23 protein-coding genes are annotated in these 16,987 nt (G+C 71.3%); 19 read left to right on the forward strand and 4 right to left on the reverse strand.

Annotated elements, in window-relative coordinates; genetic code table 11:
• Positions 1-16 precede the first annotated feature (16 nt).
• The 10 genes from ACIRNI_RS27585 (at position 17) to ACIRNI_RS27630 (ending at position 8,247) form a co-directional block, all read left to right on the forward strand.
• Positions 17-1,357, forward strand: a complete 1,341-nt coding sequence (locus ACIRNI_RS27585) for a CpaF family protein (protein ID WP_403555395.1) — start codon at positions 17-19, stop codon at positions 1,355-1,357.
• An 84-nt stretch (positions 1,358-1,441) separates the two neighbouring features.
• The gene (locus tag ACIRNI_RS27590; protein WP_403555397.1) at positions 1,442-2,380 is read left to right on the forward strand and encodes a type II secretion system F family protein; all 939 of its coding nucleotides are present in this window, start codon (positions 1,442-1,444) and stop codon (positions 2,378-2,380) included.
• Between the two features lie 11 nt (positions 2,381-2,391).
• Positions 2,392-3,282 (forward strand): DUF5936 domain-containing protein, encoded by an 891-nt coding sequence (locus ACIRNI_RS27595; RefSeq protein ID WP_403555399.1) that lies wholly within the window; start codon positions 2,392-2,394, stop codon positions 3,280-3,282.
• Entirely contained in the window at positions 3,282-4,547 is a 1,266-nt protein-coding gene (locus tag ACIRNI_RS27600) for a sensor histidine kinase (RefSeq protein WP_403555401.1), read from the forward strand. Before ACIRNI_RS27595 ends, ACIRNI_RS27600 begins: the two co-directional genes overlap by 1 nt.
• Before the next feature lie 14 nt (positions 4,548-4,561).
• A complete protein-coding gene (locus tag ACIRNI_RS27605; protein WP_403555403.1) occupies positions 4,562-5,428 on the forward strand; it encodes a response regulator in 867 nt (288 codons plus the stop codon).
• A gap of 165 nt (positions 5,429-5,593) precedes the next feature.
• Positions 5,594-5,836, forward strand: coding sequence for a hypothetical protein (locus ACIRNI_RS27610; protein WP_403555405.1), 243 nt, complete (start codon positions 5,594-5,596; stop codon positions 5,834-5,836).
• Positions 5,833-6,474, forward strand: coding sequence for a pilus assembly protein TadG-related protein (locus ACIRNI_RS27615; RefSeq protein WP_403555406.1), 642 nt, complete (start codon positions 5,833-5,835; stop codon positions 6,472-6,474). The genes ACIRNI_RS27610 and ACIRNI_RS27615 overlap by 4 nt, the downstream gene beginning before the upstream one ends.
• A gap of 218 nt (positions 6,475-6,692) precedes the next feature.
• A complete protein-coding gene (locus tag ACIRNI_RS27620; RefSeq protein ID WP_403555408.1) occupies positions 6,693-7,106 on the forward strand; it encodes a hypothetical protein in 414 nt (137 codons plus the stop codon).
• Positions 7,106-7,741: an OmpA family protein gene (locus ACIRNI_RS27625; protein ID WP_403555410.1), complete on the forward strand. Its 636-nt coding sequence runs from the start codon at positions 7,106-7,108 to the stop codon at positions 7,739-7,741. Before ACIRNI_RS27620 ends, ACIRNI_RS27625 begins: the two co-directional genes overlap by 1 nt.
• Before the next feature lie 74 nt (positions 7,742-7,815).
• Positions 7,816-8,247 carry a protein-tyrosine phosphatase family protein gene (locus tag ACIRNI_RS27630; protein ID WP_403555412.1) on the forward strand — a complete coding sequence of 144 codons (432 nt, stop codon included), beginning with the start codon at positions 7,816-7,818 and terminating at the stop codon, positions 8,245-8,247.
• Here the strand turns inward: ACIRNI_RS27630 and ACIRNI_RS27635 are convergent.
• A complete protein-coding gene (locus ACIRNI_RS27635) occupies positions 8,223-8,423 on the reverse strand; it encodes a hypothetical protein (RefSeq protein WP_403555414.1) in 201 nt (66 codons plus the stop codon). The two genes, ACIRNI_RS27630 and ACIRNI_RS27635, sit on opposite strands and share 25 nt — an antisense overlap.
• Before the next feature lie 133 nt (positions 8,424-8,556).
• Here ACIRNI_RS27635 and ACIRNI_RS27640 point away from each other — a divergent pair, with 133 nt between their 5' ends.
• A complete protein-coding gene (locus ACIRNI_RS27640; RefSeq protein WP_355359131.1) occupies positions 8,557-8,910 on the forward strand; it encodes a hypothetical protein in 354 nt (117 codons plus the stop codon).
• Positions 8,911-8,962: 52 nt separating this feature from the next.
• Here ACIRNI_RS27640 and ACIRNI_RS27645 read toward each other — a convergent pair whose 3' ends face one another.
• Positions 8,963-9,154 carry a hypothetical protein gene (locus ACIRNI_RS27645; RefSeq protein WP_355359134.1) on the reverse strand — a complete coding sequence of 64 codons (192 nt, stop codon included), beginning with the start codon at positions 9,152-9,154 and terminating at the stop codon, positions 8,963-8,965.
• A 10-nt stretch (positions 9,155-9,164) separates the two neighbouring features.
• The gene (locus ACIRNI_RS27650; protein WP_403555417.1) at positions 9,165-9,956 is read right to left on the reverse strand and encodes a helix-turn-helix domain-containing protein; all 792 of its coding nucleotides are present in this window, start codon (positions 9,954-9,956) and stop codon (positions 9,165-9,167) included.
• A 338-nt stretch (positions 9,957-10,294) separates the two neighbouring features.
• Between ACIRNI_RS27650 and ACIRNI_RS27655 the strand changes: the two genes are divergently transcribed.
• The 7 genes from ACIRNI_RS27655 (at position 10,295) to ACIRNI_RS27685 (ending at position 15,703) form a co-directional block, all read left to right on the forward strand.
• Positions 10,295-10,780 (forward strand): ATP-binding protein, encoded by a 486-nt coding sequence (locus ACIRNI_RS27655; RefSeq protein ID WP_403555419.1) that lies wholly within the window; start codon positions 10,295-10,297, stop codon positions 10,778-10,780.
• Positions 10,781-10,839: 59 nt separating this feature from the next.
• Positions 10,840-11,208, forward strand: coding sequence for a hypothetical protein (locus ACIRNI_RS27660; protein WP_403555421.1), 369 nt, complete (start codon positions 10,840-10,842; stop codon positions 11,206-11,208).
• A gap of 79 nt (positions 11,209-11,287) precedes the next feature.
• Complete coding sequence (locus ACIRNI_RS27665) at positions 11,288-12,880, forward strand: polymorphic toxin-type HINT domain-containing protein (protein ID WP_403555423.1); 1,593 nt, start codon at positions 11,288-11,290, stop codon at positions 12,878-12,880.
• A 29-nt stretch (positions 12,881-12,909) separates the two neighbouring features.
• On the forward strand, positions 12,910-13,242 hold the full coding sequence (locus tag ACIRNI_RS27670; RefSeq protein ID WP_403555424.1) for a hypothetical protein: 333 nt from the start codon (positions 12,910-12,912) through the stop codon (positions 13,240-13,242).
• Between the two features lie 29 nt (positions 13,243-13,271).
• Entirely contained in the window at positions 13,272-13,763 is a 492-nt protein-coding gene (locus tag ACIRNI_RS27675; protein ID WP_403555426.1) for a hypothetical protein, read from the forward strand.
• 8 nt (positions 13,764-13,771) lie between these two features.
• The gene (locus ACIRNI_RS27680; protein WP_403555428.1) at positions 13,772-14,887 is read left to right on the forward strand and encodes a hypothetical protein; all 1,116 of its coding nucleotides are present in this window, start codon (positions 13,772-13,774) and stop codon (positions 14,885-14,887) included.
• Positions 14,888-14,944: 57 nt separating this feature from the next.
• A complete protein-coding gene (locus ACIRNI_RS27685) occupies positions 14,945-15,703 on the forward strand; it encodes a hypothetical protein (protein ID WP_403555430.1) in 759 nt (252 codons plus the stop codon).
• Here ACIRNI_RS27685 and ACIRNI_RS27690 read toward each other — a convergent pair.
• A complete protein-coding gene (locus tag ACIRNI_RS27690) occupies positions 15,675-16,064 on the reverse strand; it encodes a DUF192 domain-containing protein (RefSeq protein ID WP_403555432.1) in 390 nt (129 codons plus the stop codon). The genes ACIRNI_RS27685 and ACIRNI_RS27690 overlap by 29 nt on opposite strands.
• 88 nt (positions 16,065-16,152) lie before the next feature.
• Between ACIRNI_RS27690 and ACIRNI_RS27695 the strand changes: the two genes are divergently transcribed.
• Positions 16,153-16,971 (forward strand): prepilin peptidase, encoded by an 819-nt coding sequence (locus ACIRNI_RS27695; RefSeq protein WP_403555434.1) that lies wholly within the window; start codon positions 16,153-16,155, stop codon positions 16,969-16,971.
• Positions 16,972-16,987: the final 16 nt, after the last annotated feature.

The raw sequence follows: 16,987 nt of genomic DNA on the forward strand, positions 1-16,987 counted from the left end.
GGGAGTTGAGGACCACATGAGCCTGCGGGCGCGCATCACCAGCCCCGAGCCGGCGAAGGGCCACACCGAGACCGACCACCTCGTCGGGGTCTACCGCACCAAGCTGCTCGAGGAGATCGACCTCGCCGAGATGTCGGCCCTCGCGGCCGCCGAGCGCCGGGCCCGCCTGGAGCGGGTCCTCGGGCACATCATCAGCCGCGAGGGTCCGGTCCTCTCCACCGTCGAACGCTCCCAGCTCATTCGGCGCGTCGTCGACGAGGCCCTCGGGCTCGGCATCCTCGAACCGCTCCTGGAGGACGCCTCCATCAGCGAGATCATGGTCAACGGCCCCGACCAGGTCTTCGTGGAGCGCGGCGGCCGGCTCGAACAGCTGCCGCTCCGCTTCTCCTCCACCGAGCAGCTGATGCAGACCATCGAGCGCATCGTCTCCACCGTCAACCGCCGCGTGGACGAGGCCAATCCGATGGTCGACGCGCGCCTCCCCAGCGGCGAGCGCGTCAACGTCATCATCCCGCCGCTCTCGCTCAGCGGCCCGATCCTGACGATCCGGCGCTTCCCCCGGGCGTACACCCTCCAGGAGATGATCGCCCTCGGCTCGCTGGACGAGCACATGATGCTGCTGCTGGCCGGGCTGGTCCGGGCCCGTTTCAACGTGATCGTCTCCGGCGCCACCGGCACCGGCAAGACCACCCTCCTCAACGCCCTCTCCGGCCTCATCCCCGAGGGCGAGCGCATCGTCACGATCGAGGACTCCGCCGAGCTCCAGCTCCAGCAGTCCCACGTCATCACCCTGGAGTCCCGCCCCGCGAACGTCGAGGGCAAGGGCCATGTCTCCATCCGCGACCTCGTACGCAACTCCCTGCGCATGCGCCCCGACCGCATCATCGTCGGCGAAGTCCGCGGCGGCGAGACGCTCGACATGCTCCAGGCGATGTCGACCGGTCACGACGGTTCGCTCGCCACCGTCCACGCCAACAGCGCCGAGGACGCGCTGATGCGCCTCCAGACGCTCGGCTCGATGTCCGAGGTCGAGATCCCCTTCGTCGCGATCAAGGACCAGATCAACAGCGCCGTCGACGTCATCGTCCAGCTCACCCGCAACGCCGACGGCGCCCGCAAGATCACCGAGATCGCCGTGGTCGACTCGCACGGCCGCGAGGAGTACCGGATCGCGACCGTCTGCCGGTTCCACGCCCAGCCGATGACCGCCGACGGCCGGATCCACGGCCACTTCGAGTACTTCCCACTACCGCGCAGCACCGCCGAGCGGCTCTACATGAAGGGCGAGGCGATCCCGGCGGCCTTCGGCGTCGCCCAGTCCGAGGAACAGCTGGCCCTGCGCAGGGCGGTCGCCTGACCCTCGTCGGCGGCCTGACCCTCGTCTTACGCCTCACCGTCCCCCGTACGCCCTCACCGTCCCCCTCCGACATGGACACCCGACATGGACAATCTCCCCCTCCTGACGATCGGCGTGACTCTGCTGGCCTGCCTCAGCGCCGTCATCGGCGTACACGTCTACACCTCGGGCAAGGCCCACCAGCAGGCCCTCCTGGAGCGGATGTCCCAGACCGGCCAGATCGCGCTCCCGGGCCGCCGCCGACGCTTCGCGGCCGTGGACCGCCGACTGCGCCGCACCACCTTCGGCAAGCGCGTCGAACGCAAGATCACGACCACCGGCCTGGACCTGACGGTCGGCGAGTACGTCGTCTACGTCATCGCCGCGCTGCTCGCCCTGTACTTCGTCGTCGGGTCGGTCTTCGCCCCGTTCTTCGGGCTCATCGCGGCCGTCATCGGCCTGTGGGGCGCCAACGCCTTCCTCAACTGGCAGCTGCTCAAGCGCACCGAGGGCTTCATCAACCAGCTCCCCGAGCTCACCCGCGTCCTCGCCAACGCCACCCAGGCCGGCCTGGCCCTGCGTACCGCCATCGCCATGGCCGCCGAGGAGCTCGACGACCCGGCGGGCGAGGAGCTCAAACGGGTCGCCGACCAGCTGGCCGTCGGCCGCTCCCTCGACGACGCGCTCGGCGACCTCGTCGAACGGCTCCCCTCCCGCGAGCTGACCGTCCTCGTCACCACCCTCATCCTCTCCAACCGCGCCGGCGGCACCATCGTCTCCTCCCTCCGCAACCTCACCGAGACCCTGGAGGAGCGCAAGGAGACCCGGCGCGAGGTCTCCACCCTCCTCTCCCAGGTCAAGGTCACCGCCGTGATGGTCCCGGTCCTCGGCCTCGGCTTCCTGATGCTCATCAACTCCATGCGGGCGGGCGCCCTGGACGACATGACGGGAGCCTTCGCGGGCAAGGTCGCCGTCATCATCTCCGCCGGCCTGTACGCGCTCGGCTTCTTCCTCATCAACCGCCTCACCCGCGTACGCATCTAAGGGGATGGGTCATGGAACTGCTCCTCGCCGCCATCGCGGGACTCGCCGTGTACGGCGCCTTCCACGGCGTCCGCATGTACCGCGCCGACGCCAAACTCCCCGGCGACCTCGCCATCGCCCTGGAGGTCGGCGCCACCCGCACCACCGCCGCCGGCTCCGCCATCGACCGCATCGGCATGCGCCACGCCCCGCGCGTGCTGCGCATGATGGGCCCCAAGCGCGTCGACAAAGTGCGCCGCAAACTCGACATGGCCGGCAACCCCGGCGGCATGACCGTCGACCGGTACGCCGCCCGCCGCGCCGTCTACACCGGCCTCGGCACGATCTCCGCCCTCGCCATGCTGATGAACGGGCAGCTCGTCCTCGCCGTCCTGCTCTTCGTCTACGGCTGGTTCTGGACCGACGTCGTCATCCGGTCCGCGATCAGCCGCCGCAAGGACGACATCGAACGCACCCTCCCCGACTTCCTCGACGTCCTCGCCGTCGTCGTCTCCGCCGGCCTCGGCTTCCGTCAGGCCCTGGAGCGCGTCGCCGAGAAGTACGAAGGCCCCTGGGCCGACGAGCTGCGCATCACCCTGCGCCAGATGGACATGGGCGTCAGCCGCCGCGACGCCTTCGAACAGCTGCGCCGCCGCAACCAGTCCGAGCAGGTGTCGATGTTCGTCTCCGCCCTCCAGCAGGGCGAGGAGCTCGGCGCCCCGATCGTCGACACGCTCATCCAGATCGCCGACGACATGCGCCGCACGGACGCCCAGAACGCCCGCCGCAAGGCCGCCAAGGCCGTCCCCAAGGCGACGCTCATCGTCACCAGCTTCATGCTGCCCGGCACGATGATCCTCATCGCGGTCGGCTTCTACTACGCGTCCGGCGTCAACTTCGACGACATGTTCGGCGGCAGCTGATGGACGCCCCCTCCCTCGCGCTCCAGGTCAACGCCCTGCAGGCGATGTGCCGCCAGGTCTTCGGCTTCCGGATGGCGATGATCGCGCTCGCCGTCCCCTTCTCCCTGGGCGGCATCGGGGGCGGCGTGGGCATGTGGCTGATCGTCGCCGCCGTCACCGTCACCTTCATGGTCTCGTACGCCCTGCTGCGCGACTGGGAGCGGTTCGGCCCCGTCCTGCTGCGCCACCCCTCGCTCCTCGCCGTCGACATGCTCTTCGGCGCGCTGCTGCTGGTGACGGCGTCGCCGGAGTCGACCCTCGCGTACGTCACCATCTGTACGCCGCTCCTTGCGGGCCTCGTCTACGGCTGGCGCGGCGCCGCCTTCTTCGCGGTGTGCCAGTCGCTGGTCCTGGCCGGCGCGTACGGCGTCAGCGACCGTGTCGCGCTCAGCGCGGGGGCGCTGCTGCTGCCGGGCCTGTGCCTCATCACCGGCGCGGTCGGCAGTACGCTGCGGGGCCTCGTCCTCGGCTTCGGGGCCGCCAGCCAGGCGCTGACCGAGGCGCGGGCGCGGCTCGCCGTCAACGAGGCGATCGAGCGGGAGCGGGCCCGCCTCGCCCGCGAGATGCACGACTCCGTCGCCAAGACCCTGCACGGCATCGCGCTCCAGGCCGACGGGCTGGTCGCCCACGCAGACCGGATGGACCCGCCCGCCCTCAAGCGCCAGGCGGAGCAGGTCGCCCGCTCGGCCCGCCGCGCCGCCGCCGAGTCCCGCGAGCTCCTCTCCGACCTGCGCCGCGAGTCGGGCCTGGACGGCGGGGTCGACGTCGTCGCCGAACTCGCTTCCCGCACCGCCGACTTCGGCCGCCGCCACGAGGTGCGCGCCACCTTCCGCCGCCTCGGCACCGTGGCGCCGCCTCCGGTCCCGCAGGCCGTCGCGCGGCAGCTGATCACCATCGCCTCCGAGGCCATGGAGAACGCCCACCGCCACGCCCACCCCACGTACGTCGACGTCTCGGCGGGCGTGGTCGGCGAGGTCCTGCGGGTGAGCGTGTACGACGACGGGCGCGGCCTCCCGGCCGGCACGACGCTCGACGAACTGAAGCGGGCCGGTCACTTCGGGCTCGTCGGCATGGTCGAGCGCGCCGCGTCGATCGGTGCCCGCATCCGCATCGGCCGGGGCCGCGCGGCCCACGGCACCGAGGTGCGGCTGGACATCCCGGTACGGGCCCTGACGCCGGGCCCGTCGCCGCTCCCGTACATCCCGAAGCAACCCATCGCCACGTGAGAGAGGAGGCGCCCATGCCGACCGAAAGCACCGCGTTCCCCTCGCCCCCCACCCCGCCCGTACTCCGGGCGATAGTGGCGGACGACAACCCGGTGGTCCGGGCGGGCCTGACGGTCCTGCTGTCCGGCCGCGACGACATCGAGGTCGTCGCGGAGGCGGGCGACGGCCGCGAGGCCTACGCCGCGGCGGTCGAGCACCGCCCGGACGTCATCCTGCTGGACGTCCGCATGCCGGGCGTCGACGGCATCTCGGCGCTGCCGCACCTGGTCCGGCTGGCGCCGGTGCTGATGATGACGTACAGCCGCGAGAGCGCCATCGTCCACGAGGCGCTGCGCCTGGGCGCGGGCGGCTACCTGGTCCACGGCGAGTTCACGGCGGACCAACTGGTCGCGGCGGTCCGCGACACTCGCCAGGGCCGCCCCCACTTCACCCCGACGGCCGCCGGCGCCCTCCTGGCCAAGGTCCGCGACGGCACCCCGGCGGCCGAGTCCCCGGGACCGCTGCCGGACGGGCTGGGCGCGGCCTTCACGTCCACCCCTCAACGATCTGCACCCGCACATGCGGTTTCGCGTGCGTCGGCCCAGGATGCCGTCGTAGAACGGGACTTGGCTCATACGGGATATGCTCAAAACCCTTCGCTTCCGCAAGCGAATGTGGCACATTCGTCTCCAGGTGTCCTTACGGAGCTGAGCCAGAGGGAGGTGGAGGTGATGGACCTGATCGCCTCGGGCATGACGAACCAGCAGATCGCCGCCACGTGCTTCATCAGCCCGAAGACCGTCAAGAACCACATCAACCGCATCTTCGCCAAACTCAACGCCACGAGCCGCGGCGAGGCCATCGCCCTCTGGCACACCCTCCACCGAGGAGGCCCGGCATGACCCCCCGGACCCAAACTCCTGGTTGGGCCCGCGCTTGGGCCCGAAGGCCCATGTGCCCGGGCCCGTCACGGCCGTACGTTCTCGATGTCGCCAGCGAGACCGGCCAGGAGGAAGCCGGTACCGCACACGGCACCAGGACTCACGCCGGACCCGGAGGGGCACACCATGATGAAGGACGCCACGCTGAAGGCCGTCGCCACGACGCAGGTCTACATCGGGCACTGGGCGAACACGCGCGTCGAGAAGATGAAGGCGCGGAGGGACCGGGGGCAGGGCGCGATCGAGTACGTGGGGATCACGATTCTGGTGGTGGCGATCGTGGTGGCTGTGATGAACACGAAGATGGGCGAGACGATCGCTGGGAAATTCCGCGAGAAGATCAACGAGGTCCTCAACAACGGTGGATGACGATGGTGTCACGCCACGAGGCAGGGCAGGCCGCACCGCTGTACATCACAGCGGTTGCGGGCCTGCTTTTTCTTGCGTTGGCCTTCTTCGCCTTCGGCCAGGCGGATGTCACCCGCAACGGAGCGCAGTCGGCTGCGGACGCGGCAGCACTTGCTGCCGCCCGAGAGTCGCGCGACCAGTTCGAAGTCGGCTTTCTGGCGAACGTTCTCGATCCGGGCTACCTCGAAGACGTGTTCAACGGTGACGTGATCGGCACGGCAAACGGTTGCACTGCCGCCGCCTACTACGCAGGGCAGAACAAGGCGGACGTCCAAGGCTGCCATTGGGCAACCAGCGGTCGCTGGGGCTTCACCGTGGAGGTCAAGTCTCAGGAGTCCATGGGCACCAGTGTCATCGAGGGGACAGACAAGGAGCACGCGACGACCAAGGCTACGGCCCTGGTCGAACCCCGCTGCAGCTTCGAACGCAACACGCAGGACGACAAACCGGATGACGGGGGCGACGGGGGAGCCCCCCCAAAGCCGGTTTCCCCGGGCGAGCTCGTCTGCGACGGTGTGACGTGGGATATCGATCCGGAGAATCTCAAGCTGCTGCCCGATATTGCCGACCTCTTCACCGTCAGGCTGGCCGAGGACTGACCGCATATGACGAGCGCAAAGGAAGAGCAAGTATGACTATTGGGTACGCAGGAGCCGTGCGCCGTGCCGGCGTCGCAGTCCTACTAGCGACGACCCTGGTCTTCACCGCGGCAGCGTGTGGCGACGGTGGTGACGGGAGCGAGGCCCAGGGGGACAAGACTAAGGGCTCAACCGCTCCAGCAGGCAGCACGGGCTCTCCGGCTAGTGATGGCAAGACGGTGCCGGACACCACTACGGTGCTCGTGACGGCCAAGGGTGACAAGGGTGTGGACATGGTTATCCACACGGCGAAGCGGGACAGTGGCGGCTTTCTCACTGTGAGCGGTGAGTTCAAGAACGCGAGCGGCAACTTGTTCAGCGTCCCACCCCAGTGGAACGGTATGGAGAAGGACGTGGCTGCGTCGGGCAACTCTTTGGCGGCCATGACGTTGGTGGACTCCAAGGAGAAGAAGCGCTACTACGTGCTGCGCGACACCGACAACCGGCCGCTCACCACGACTGGTTACGACCCGGCCATCAAGGCGGGCGAGAGCTTGCCGTTCTTCGCCCAGTTCCCGGCCCCGCCGAACACGACCACCTCGGTCGACCTGCAGTTCGTCGGGTTCCCCAACACGCCGATCGAGATCTCCTGATGAGCGGCACCACCACCCAGAGAACCGCCGCCCGCCTCGCGGTGACCGCCCTCTCCGGGGCGCTCGCCCTCGGGCTGGGGCTCGCCCCCGAGGCGCTGGCCGAGGACAGCCCGTACCCGTCCGCGTCCGCCACGCCCCCGGTGCAGGTGGACGCGAACGACGCCGACCTCAAGCTGCCCGACGGCGCGACCCTCGCCCCGCCCAAGGTGCTCGACATCAAGTCGGTGGTCGAGGACCTCGCCGGCGAGGAGCGCCGCGAGGACACCAACGCGGACATCAAGTTCGCGCTCCAGGCGGAGGTGCTGTTCGGCAAGGACAGCGCCGCGCTGTCCGGCAGCGCGAACGCCCGCATCGCCGCGATCGCCGCCGAGATCAAGAAGCAGGACGCCAAGAGGGTCCGCGTCTTCGGCTTCACCGACAACCTCGGGTCGTCGGCCCACGGCGACGTGCTGTCCAAGCAGCGCGCCGAGGCGGTGCACAACGTCCTGTCGAAGGAACTGGCCGCCGACGGCATCACCTTCGAGATCCGGGGCTACGGCGAGCAGTACCCGATCGCCGACAACAGCACGGAGGAGGGCCGCAAGAAGAACCGCCGCGTGGAGGTCTCCTTCCAGCGGGGCGCCGCGGGCAACTAGCAAGGGCACCGGGCACCGGGCCGTGTCTGCCGATACGGCCCGCGCCTGTCGCCACCGGCGGCTACGGTGAACGGGTGACCGAGACCTGGAATGCCACCGACCCCGGCGTCCTGCGACTGCCCTCCGGGCGCTTGGTCCGAGGGCGCGCCCTCCGCAAGCCTCTCCCCGCAGGGACCACCCCGACGTACGCCGTGTACCTCCTGGGCAAGCAGCCACCCGACGTGCCGTGGGAAGCCCGGTGGCTGCGCTGGCCCGACTTCCGGCTGCCCGGCGACCGGGCACAGGCCGCGGCCGTCCTCCGCGAGGCGTGGAAGCGCGCCGCCGACGAGCGCGTCGAGATCGCCTGCGGCGGCGGTCGCGGCCGTACCGGTACCGCGCTGGCCTGCCTCGCGGTGCTCGACGGGGTCCCGGCCGGCGAGGCCGTGGAGTACGTACGCCGGAACTACGACCGCCGCGCCGTCGAGACGCCCTGGCAGAAGCGTTACGTCCGCCGCTTCGCCGACTGAGCGCGGCGCAGGTCCCGTACGAGCACGACCCCGGAGACGAGGACGATCGCGAGGCCGGCCGCGACGAACCCGGGCCCGGACGAACCGGCCTGGTACTCGCGCACCGCACCGGCGAGGAGCATGAGGCCGGTGAAGAAGCCGAGTGCGGAGATCAGCGTGTCGATGCGCGTGGTCACCCGGACATCATCGGCGCCAGCAGGCCCGCGTGCATAGGCCCATGGGCCGCCCGGTGCCGAAAGTGCCTGGCTGGAGGCGCCGAGCAGCCGGTAATGTCCGGGATCCTTGACCCCGACTCCAGAGAGCGAAGCCATGTCCCTCCAGCCCGAGACGACGACCCTGTGGCGCCCCACCGGCCCCAAGGAGCTCGCGCTCGTCGAGGAGCTGGAGTGGCGCGCCTGGCCGCCTCGGCTTCCGGAGCAGCCCATCTTCTACCCCGTCCTCAACGAGGACTACGCCATCCGCATCGCGCGCGACTGGAACGTCCAGCACGACGGGGCCGGCTTCGTCACCCGCTTCGACGTCGAGTCGGACTTCCTGACCCGCTACCCGGTCCAGCAGGCCGGCGGTCGCACCATCCTGGAGCTCTGGGTTCCGGCGGAGGAGCTCGACGACTTCAACGCGCACATCGTCGGCACGATCGAGGTCGTCCACGAGTTCCGCTGAGCCGCACGGCCTTCCGCCGACCGCCCGTGACCCCCCACGTGGCGTGCGGCGGCTACAGCAGGTGGTCCGCCTTGCCCGCCTTGATGTCGCGGATGAGGCTCCGCAGCGCCTCGCGGCTGTCGGTGAGGTAGTGGTCCTCCTCGCCGAGGACGGCGATGTAGGCGTTGCCGTCGTCGTCGGTGCCGAGGCGGAAGCAGTTGTTGCCCTCGGCGCAGAAAGGTTCTTCCCAGTGGATCTCGTCCATACGGCTCTCCTCAGAGGTGACGTGCGATCGCGTGGATGAAGTCCCGTGACTGCTTCGGCGGCAGAGAAGCCTCCTCCATCCAGTCCAGGTGTGCGCGGTACTTGGCTAGTTGTGCCTCCGCATGCATGAACTCCGGGCCGTGTGCGGAATCGAGCTGCACGGTGTCGAGCTGCGGCACAGCCCCCTCCGCGTAGAGCAGCGCCTGGCCCGCACCAGGGAAGACGCCGCGCTCGACCGGGACAACGCGCAGCTCGATGTGGTCGTGGTCGCTCATGGCGACAAGGTGGTGCAGCTGGGCGCGCGTGACGTTGCTGCCGCCGAACTGCATGCGGAGCGCCGCCTCGTGGACGTAACCGACGTACTGGAGGGGGACTTGTCGGTCGAAGACGCGCTGGCGCTGCAGGCGGTGGGCGACTCGGAGTTCGACCTCGAGAGGTGAAAGCGGGGGAAGGGCGGCGCTGAAGATGGCTCTTGCGTAGGCCTCGGTGCTCAGGAGCCCGGGAAGGTGAACGATCTGTGCCGTGCGTACGCGTACGGCGTGCCACTCCAGTTCGGCGACGTCCAGCAGGCCCTGGGGCAGCGAGCCCCGGTACTGGTCCCACCAGCCTCGCTTGCGCTCGATGGCCATGGCGGCCAGGGCGTCGACGTACGTCTGGTCCGTGCAGTCGTAGTTGCACGCCAGTGTGCGGATCCGGTCGGCGCTGATGGCGCGGGTGCCGGACTCCATGTTGGAGATCTTCGTACGGTCCAGGCCGAGGAGTCCGGCGGCGTACTCGGTCGTGGCCCCTGCGGCAACGCGCATCTTGCGCAGCTCCGCACCCAGTCGCTTCTGGCGTTCCGAAGGTGAAGGTCGGGTCACAGGATGCCTCTCCCGGCAGGTGGTCGGGGCCAGTTTGCCCGTGGACGGGTGTTCCGGTCCACCGTTGGGGGCAATTGCCACAGAAGTGTTGGCACAGGTGCCAAATGCTGCTCTACAGTCAGTAACGCACTGCTCACGCCGCCGAGATGAGTGCAAGAGCATCACGCGTGCCTGCCCGCAGCCTCCGGCCCTCGGAGGGGTGCGCGCGTCAGGGAGACAAGCCACCGCTCGAACGCCTCCACAGCCGTCAGCCGTCGCCAGTCAGGACAAAGGAGTCCGCCATGCCGCCGACCCTGCGCACCGCGCTCTGCCCCGTCACCGTCACCTTCCCGCGACCGCCTGCGCGGCCGCCCCGAAAAGAGGCGCTCGCTCTCAGCCTGACCCTGCCGGGAGAGCCGCACTGCGCCCGGGTGGCGCGGGAGTCCGTGCGGGCCGTGCTGCGGGCGCACCGGTTGGCGGAGTACGCCGATGACGGGGCGCTCGTCGCCAACGAGCTCCTGGTCATCGCGGGCAAGCTGACGCCTGGCAAGGACGTCTACCTGTCCCTGCGGTACCGCGCCGGCGCGCTGAGGTTCGTCGTATGGGACCAGCATCCGCGCCACCGCGATCCCGAGGCCCTGACTCTCTGCGAGGAGCGGCGGCGCCGACAGCTCTGGTTGCTGGACTTCCTCGTGCACGAGCGCGGCGGCGACTGGGGGGTGGGCGAAGCGCAGGCGCCGGGGCGAGGGACCAAGTCCTGGGTGAGCTTGCCGCTCGCGGAGGAGTAGGCCGGGCCCATGCGCCGCGCACCACCTGCTGCCCGACAACCACCTGAGACCCTGTCGGCATGAGCTATCTGGTGGCGTTCGAGAGTGACACGTGGAGTGTGGGCCAAGACGTGCTCGTGGCCTCCCTGGCGGCGGAGTGGCCCGACGCCACGGTGCGCCGCAGGGAGCTGCCCGACGGTGACGAGTTCGGCGACATCGAGTGGGAGCTGCGGCGCGGCGACGCCGAGCTGGAGGGCCGCACCCACGTCGACGGGCAGTGCGTCTATCTGGACGGCGACATCCGCCTGGTCGCCGACTTCGCCCTCTGGTACCGCAAGCTCGTCCCGGCCGGCACCGACCTCGTCTTCTGCGACCAGGGCTACCACTTCGACGTCACCATCGACGCGACCACGACGCAGGACGACCTGGTGGACGCGGCCGGTGAGTAGCGCCCCGGGCCGCGAATGAGACCGCCCCTGGGCCCCTGGGCCCAAGACTTCGGCGGGTCGCGCTCCTACCGTCGGCCGTATGTCGTGTCGTCGTCGGGTACTGGCGTGGCGGATGCCGCGCACCGAGACTCGCCTGCTGGGGCTGCGCCGGGCGCAGTCGGGGCAGTCGACGCTGGAGTACGTCGGGCTGGTCGCGGTCGTCGTGGCGATCGTCGGTGCGCTGCTGGCCACCGGGCTCGGGCCGACCATCGCCGCCGAGCTGCGGACGCAGGTGTGCCGCGTCACCGGTGGCGACAACTGCGGGGGGAATGCGGATACGGGGCAGCCGGAAGCGCAGGATCCACCCGGCGACGACGATCCCGGTGACGATCCCGGCGGCGGCGATCCCAGCGGACCGAAACCCGCCACGGACGACAACGGCAAGTCACCCGAGCAGCTCGCCTACGAGCAGGCGCTGAAGGAGCTTCAGGACGCCCAGGCCGCCGAGAAGGCGGACCGCGACAAGGCCGTCGCGGCGGCGAAGGAGCTCGCCAAGATTCTCGCCGAGGAGCTCGGCATCACCGACGCCCTGGACTGCATCACCAAGGGGGACATGGGCGCCTGCACCGAGACGCTCATCAACGTCCTGACCAGTCTCATCGGTGGCGCGGTCGGCAAGCTGGCCGCGAAGTACGGCGCGCCGTGGAAGTGGAAGCAGGCCGTCGAGCTCGTACGCAGACTCAAGAAGCACGGTGGCGACCTCTACGACGGCCTCACCGGCCTCGTCAAGAACCGCAAGAAGGTCGCCGACGCGCAGGACAAGCTCGACGACGCCAAGAAGAAGTGGGACCCCGACAAGCAGAAGGAACCGAAGAAGCCCATCACCTGTCCCGTCGGGCACAGCTTCCCGCCCGGCACCCGGGTGCTCGTCGGGGGCGGGCTCAGCGTGCCGATCGAGTCGGTACGCGTCGGGGAGCAGGTACTCGCCACCGACCCGGTCACCGGGCTGACGACCCTGCGCACGGTCACGCGCACCTTCACCACGTACGACGACAAGGACTTCACCCGGCTGACCACGGCCACCGGCACGGTCACCGCCACCGACACGCACCCCTTCTGGCTGGTGGGCCCCGGGCGCTGGGTGGACGCGGGCGACATCCGGCCCGGTGCGGCGCTGCGTACGCCGACCGGTGAGGTGCTGCCGGTCACCGCCGTCGAGCGCTACACGCAGCGGCGGACCACCCACGACCTGACGGTCGCCGGCAGCCACACGTACTACGTCGCCGTCGGTGCGCGGGGCGCGTCGCTCGTCCACAACAACGACTGTGTGGACCAGGCGCTGCTCGACGAGATGAAGGAGCAGGGCGTCAAGTTCGACCCGGAGAAGGTGCTCCGGGCGGAGCGGAACGCGGACGGGAAGATCGTCTTCCTGGAGGAGGGCAACTCCCGCGCCGGCCTCAAGCACATCCTGGAGGAGCACGCGGACGACTTCGAGCGGGCCGGTGTCGCCAAGGAGGACATCCCCGACCTGGTGATGGCGGCGGCGACCAAGGGCAAGAAGGTCGGGTACCAGGGCAAGGGCGAGGGCCGGCCCGTCTACGAGGTCGAGTTCAAGGGGCAGAAGCGGCGCGTGGCCGTGACTGTCGGGAACAATGGGTTCGTCGTCGGGGCGAACCCCAAGAGCGTCGGATGAGTCGGATGAGTCGGATGGTGGGTGGCGCGATGAGCAGCGGCAAGACGGTGCGGGTGGCGGCGGACTACGACTGCCATCCGGTGTGGCTCCGGTCCGACGAAGGCCTGGACAACATCGCCCCGGCCGACCTCCCGGTGAGCCGCGAGCTCCAGGAGGACCTGGAGCGGTGGGGCGACGCGTTCGATGCCACGCTGGACCGCGACGACCCGATGGCGTCGGGCTTCCGGTCGCCGCAGGAGGAGGAGGCCTTCGCCGCCCGGGGCGCGGAGCTCGCCCGCCGCCTTCGGCGGGAGCTCGGCACGGGGTGGCAGGTCACGTACTTCGACCTGCGCGACGGGCGCGACACCGACGTGGGGCCCTGATCCGCAGCTGAACCGCAGCTGACCCGACCGTGCTCTACAACTTCCTGACCGTGCACCGGCCGGCCCCCGCCGACATGGCGGCGGCGCTGGCCGGCGCGGTCGGCGTGCCGGTGACGGACGTGGACGTCGCTGCCGAGGACGCCGATCCGGAGGGCCGGAACTGGGACGCCCCCGTGCTCTGCGGCTACCACGCGGTCCGGGGCGACCTCGCGCTCTCCTGGGACGTGTACGTCTCCGACGCGGCCGTTCCCGACGCGCCCGGCGAGCCCACGGCGGCCCGCCGCGTCGCCGCCGCGACCGGGACGACCGTGCTGTATCCGGCGACGGACCTGCTGAACCCCTCGGCGTACTGGGCCGCCACGCCCGAGGGAACGGTCGCCCGGGCACGGCTGTACGAGTCGGACGACGACGAGCCCGTCCTCACCGTCGACGCCGTCGAAGCGCCGGTCCCGCAGCTGCCCGCCGCCCGCGTGGAGCCGCTGCCCGAGGCGCGCCGGTCGGCCCCGGGCACCTCGACATAATCGACCGCATGTCCGTGCACAGAGAGCAGACCAGCGGGGCCGCGCCCGCTTTGTGGGGGTACGCGGCGGTGCGGCTCGTCGGTATGGCGGTCCTCGCGGTCGCCGCCGCCCTCGCCGGTGAGGACGCCCTGCACCGGCTCAAGGGGCGCTGGGACTCCGTCTGGTACGTACGCATCGCCGAGCACGGCTACGGCCACGAGGTCCGCCTCCCCGACGGAAGCGTCCACTCCGACCTGGCCTTCTTCCCCCTGTTGCCCGCCCTCGAGCGGGGCCTCGCGGCCCTGTCGCCCCTCGGGGCAGCCGACGCCGGGCTCGTCGTGGCGTGGGCGGCCTCGCTCGCCGCCGCGTGGGGCATCTACGCCGTCGGCGCGCACCTCGCGGGGCCGCGCGCCGGGGTGGTGCTGGCGGTGCTGTGGGGGGTGTACCCGACGGCGTTCGTGCAGTCGATGGCGTACACCGAGACGCTCTTCACCGCGCTCGCCGCCTGGTCGCTGTACGCCGTGCTGCGCGGACACTGGATCCTGGCCGGCGCCCTGTGCGTGCCGGCCGGGCTCACCCGCCCCTCGGCCGCCGCGCTGATCGCCGCGCTCGGCGTCACGGCGGTGGTGGCGGTCGTACGCGAGCGGCGGCTCACGCTCCGGATGGCCGCCGGCGTGCTGCTCGCGCCGCTGGGCTGGCTCGGTTACGTCGTCTTCGTGGCCGTACGGAAGTCCAGCCCGACCGCGTACTTCGACGTCCAGGCCGCCTGGGGCAACAGCATCGACGGAGGTGTGGCCCTCGGCCGCTTCGTCTGGCGCAACCTCACCGGGCCGCAGCCGCTCGCGGGAGTCGGGCTGTGCGCCGCGCTCGCGATGCTCGGCTGGGTGGTGTGGCTGTGCGTCCGGCAGCGCCAGCCGCTGCCCGTGCTCGTCTACGGGCTGGCCGTCGTCGTCATCTCGCTCGTCGGCGCCGCGTACTTCGGCTCCCGCCCGCGCCTGATCATGCCCGCCTTCCCGCTGCTGCTCCCGGCGGCGGTCGCCCTCGCCCGCCTGCGCGACCGGAACCTGGTGCTCGTGCTGGCCGGGTTGGCGCTGGCGTCAGGGGCGTACGGGGCGTTCACGCTGCTGGGGGCCGGGCCGCCGTAGGCGCTTTGGGTCCGTGGACCCATGCGCCCGGCGGAACGGCGTTGCTAGCGTCCGCTCATGACCAGGCGTACGGAACGTACGGCACGAGCGGTGGCCGTCGCCGCCCTCGCGGCGGTGGTGCTGGCGGCGTGCGGGCCCGACGACCCGAAGAGGTCCACGGACGCCCGCCCGAGTACGAGCGCGACCGCGCCCGCCCCCGCCACTCCCGTCCCCGGAACCTCTGCCCCGGCTGCCGGGAACCCCGGCACCCAGAGGTCCCTCACCGCAGCCGAGCTCGACCGGGCGATCCTCGCCACCGCCGACGTACCGGGCTACACCGTCGGCCCCATGGACCCGCCGCCCGCGCAGGGCGAGACGCCCGCCGAGGAGGCGTGCGCGCCGCTCACCTCCCTGCTCAACGGCAAGCCCGAGCCGGCCGCGCAGGCGTCCGCGTACCGCCAGATCGCCGGCGCGAACCCCGAGAGCCGCCCCGCCGTCTCCGTGTTCCTCACCGCCCACGGGGACCAGGGCGCGGCCACCGTCCTCAACCGGCTGCGCGCCGCCGTGACGGCGTGCCGCGACGGGTTCACCACCACCGGGCCGACCGGCCCCTCCACGTATCGGAGCGTGCGCGCGCTGCCGCCGGTGAAGGCGGGCGACGACGGCTTGGCGTACCAGCTGACGGCGGACTTCGAGGGCGATCCGGTGCCGCTGGTCTTCCACGTCGTGCGCGCGGGCGCCACGGTGGCGACCTTCTACACCGCGAACCTCGAAGGGCCGAAGACGCCGGAGGTGCCGGTCGCCCTGATCACCGCTCAGGCGGCGAAACTGCGCTGATCACCAGCCGGACACCCGGCCGCACGCCCCACCGCTCCATGGCCCCCGCCTCCGCCTCCAGTGCGTGGCGGGCGCGCGGGCGCGGCAGGCCGAGGCGGCCGGGCGGCATGGTGGTGACGGCGAGGACGTTCAGCTCCCGGTCCAGGTACGCGACGTCGATGGCGAACCGCATCCGGAAGGTGTGGACGCTGTTGCACGGCGTCAGGAGCATGGCGCCGTCGATGCCGCCCCGGCCGAGCAGTCCGCGCCGGCGGGTGCCGTAGGAGGCGGCGACCTCGACCGGGACGGCCGCGTGGTCGCCCGCGACCGTCAACCGCGCCGTGCCGTTGCGCCATTTCGCCGTGGTCCTCGTGGTCCCCATGGGGGAGGACCGTAGCGGGGGCGGCGGCGTACGGGAATGGGCCCACGGGCCCATGACCGAGGCCCGGTGCCGCCCTAGGGTTCGCTGCGTGTACGCCACCCTGATCGCCGTCGCCGCCCTGTGGGGCGCCGCCACCGGGCTGCTCCTGCCGCGCGCCGCGTACCGGCTGTCGGTCGAGCCGGAGGAGGCGTGGCGCGACACCTGCCCGGCGGGGCACCCCTTCGCCGGGCCGGCGCGCGGCTGGGTCGGCCTCGCGCGCTGCGCGCCCTGCGCCGCGAGCGTGCCCGAGGCCGCGGTGCCCGAGGCCGCGAGGGTGCCCGAACCCGCGACTGTGCCCGAGGCCGCGCCCACCCTGCCCTCCGGCAACGCCCTCACCCTCGGTACCGCCCTCGCGTGCGCCGCGCTCGCCGCCGCGACCGGGCCGCGGCCCGAGCTCGCCGTGTGGCTGCTGCTCGCGCCGTTCGCCGTGCTGCTCGCCGCCGTGGACGCGCGCGTGCACCGGCTGCCGGACCGGCTGACGCTGCCGCTCGCCGGAGCGGCCGCCGGGCTCCTCGGGGCCGCCGCGCTGCTGCCCGGGCACGCCGGGTCGTGGCCCTCCGCGCTGCTCGGCGGACTCGCCCTCGGCGGCGCGTACTTCACGCTGTTCCTGATCCACCCGAACGGCATGGGCTTCGGCGACGTCAAGCTCGCGCTGTCGCTCGGGGTCGCCCTTGGGTGGTACGGCTGGGACGTCCTCTTCGCGGGCGCCTTCGCCGGGTTCCTCTTCGGCGCGGTGTACGGAACGGGGCTGGTGCTCCTGCGGCGGGCGAGCCGCAAGAGCGCGATCCCGTTCGGACCGTTCATGATCGGTGGGGCGCTGGTGGGGCTGCTGCTCGGCGCGTTCACCGCGTCCTCCGCGCCCTGGTGACTGCCAAAATGCCGGG

The organism is Streptomyces sp. NPDC093546 (genome assembly GCF_044765045.1).
Taxonomy (GTDB): domain Bacteria; phylum Actinomycetota; class Actinomycetes; order Streptomycetales; family Streptomycetaceae; genus Streptomyces.

Bases quoted from the DNA above. Each gene is read 5' to 3' on its own strand.
- ACIRNI_RS27665 (WP_403555423.1), top strand. From the start codon at position 11,288: ATGTCGTGTCGTCGTCGGGTACTGGCGTGGCGGATGCCGCGCACCGAG.
- ACIRNI_RS27590 (WP_403555397.1), top strand. From the start codon at position 1,442: ATGGACAATCTCCCCCTCCTGACGATCGGCGTGACTCTGCTGGCCTGC.
- ACIRNI_RS27625 (WP_403555410.1), top strand. From the start codon at position 7,106: ATGAGCGGCACCACCACCCAGAGAACCGCCGCCCGCCTCGCGGTGACC.
- ACIRNI_RS27640 (WP_355359131.1), top strand. From the start codon at position 8,557: ATGTCCCTCCAGCCCGAGACGACGACCCTGTGGCGCCCCACCGGCCCC.
- ACIRNI_RS27690 (WP_403555432.1), bottom strand. From the start codon at position 16,064: ATGGGGACCACGAGGACCACGGCGAAATGGCGCAACGGCACGGCGCGG.
- ACIRNI_RS27655 (WP_403555419.1), top strand. From the start codon at position 10,295: ATGCCGCCGACCCTGCGCACCGCGCTCTGCCCCGTCACCGTCACCTTC.
- ACIRNI_RS27610 (WP_403555405.1), top strand. From the start codon at position 5,594: ATGATGAAGGACGCCACGCTGAAGGCCGTCGCCACGACGCAGGTCTAC.
- ACIRNI_RS27600 (WP_403555401.1), top strand. From the start codon at position 3,282: ATGGACGCCCCCTCCCTCGCGCTCCAGGTCAACGCCCTGCAGGCGATG.
- ACIRNI_RS27680 (WP_403555428.1), top strand. From the start codon at position 13,772: ATGTCCGTGCACAGAGAGCAGACCAGCGGGGCCGCGCCCGCTTTGTGG.
- ACIRNI_RS27605 (WP_403555403.1), top strand. From the start codon at position 4,562: ATGCCGACCGAAAGCACCGCGTTCCCCTCGCCCCCCACCCCGCCCGTA.
- ACIRNI_RS27595 (WP_403555399.1), top strand. From the start codon at position 2,392: ATGGAACTGCTCCTCGCCGCCATCGCGGGACTCGCCGTGTACGGCGCC.
- ACIRNI_RS27650 (WP_403555417.1), bottom strand. From the start codon at position 9,956: ATGCGCGTTGCCGCAGGGGCCACGACCGAGTACGCCGCCGGACTCCTC.
- ACIRNI_RS27585 (WP_403555395.1), top strand. From the start codon at position 17: ATGAGCCTGCGGGCGCGCATCACCAGCCCCGAGCCGGCGAAGGGCCAC.
- ACIRNI_RS27660 (WP_403555421.1), top strand. From the start codon at position 10,840: ATGAGCTATCTGGTGGCGTTCGAGAGTGACACGTGGAGTGTGGGCCAA.
- ACIRNI_RS27670 (WP_403555424.1), top strand. From the start codon at position 12,910: ATGAGCAGCGGCAAGACGGTGCGGGTGGCGGCGGACTACGACTGCCAT.
- ACIRNI_RS27645 (WP_355359134.1), bottom strand. From the start codon at position 9,154: ATGGACGAGATCCACTGGGAAGAACCTTTCTGCGCCGAGGGCAACAAC.
- ACIRNI_RS27685 (WP_403555430.1), top strand. From the start codon at position 14,945: ATGACCAGGCGTACGGAACGTACGGCACGAGCGGTGGCCGTCGCCGCC.
- ACIRNI_RS27615 (WP_403555406.1), top strand. From the start codon at position 5,833: ATGACGATGGTGTCACGCCACGAGGCAGGGCAGGCCGCACCGCTGTAC.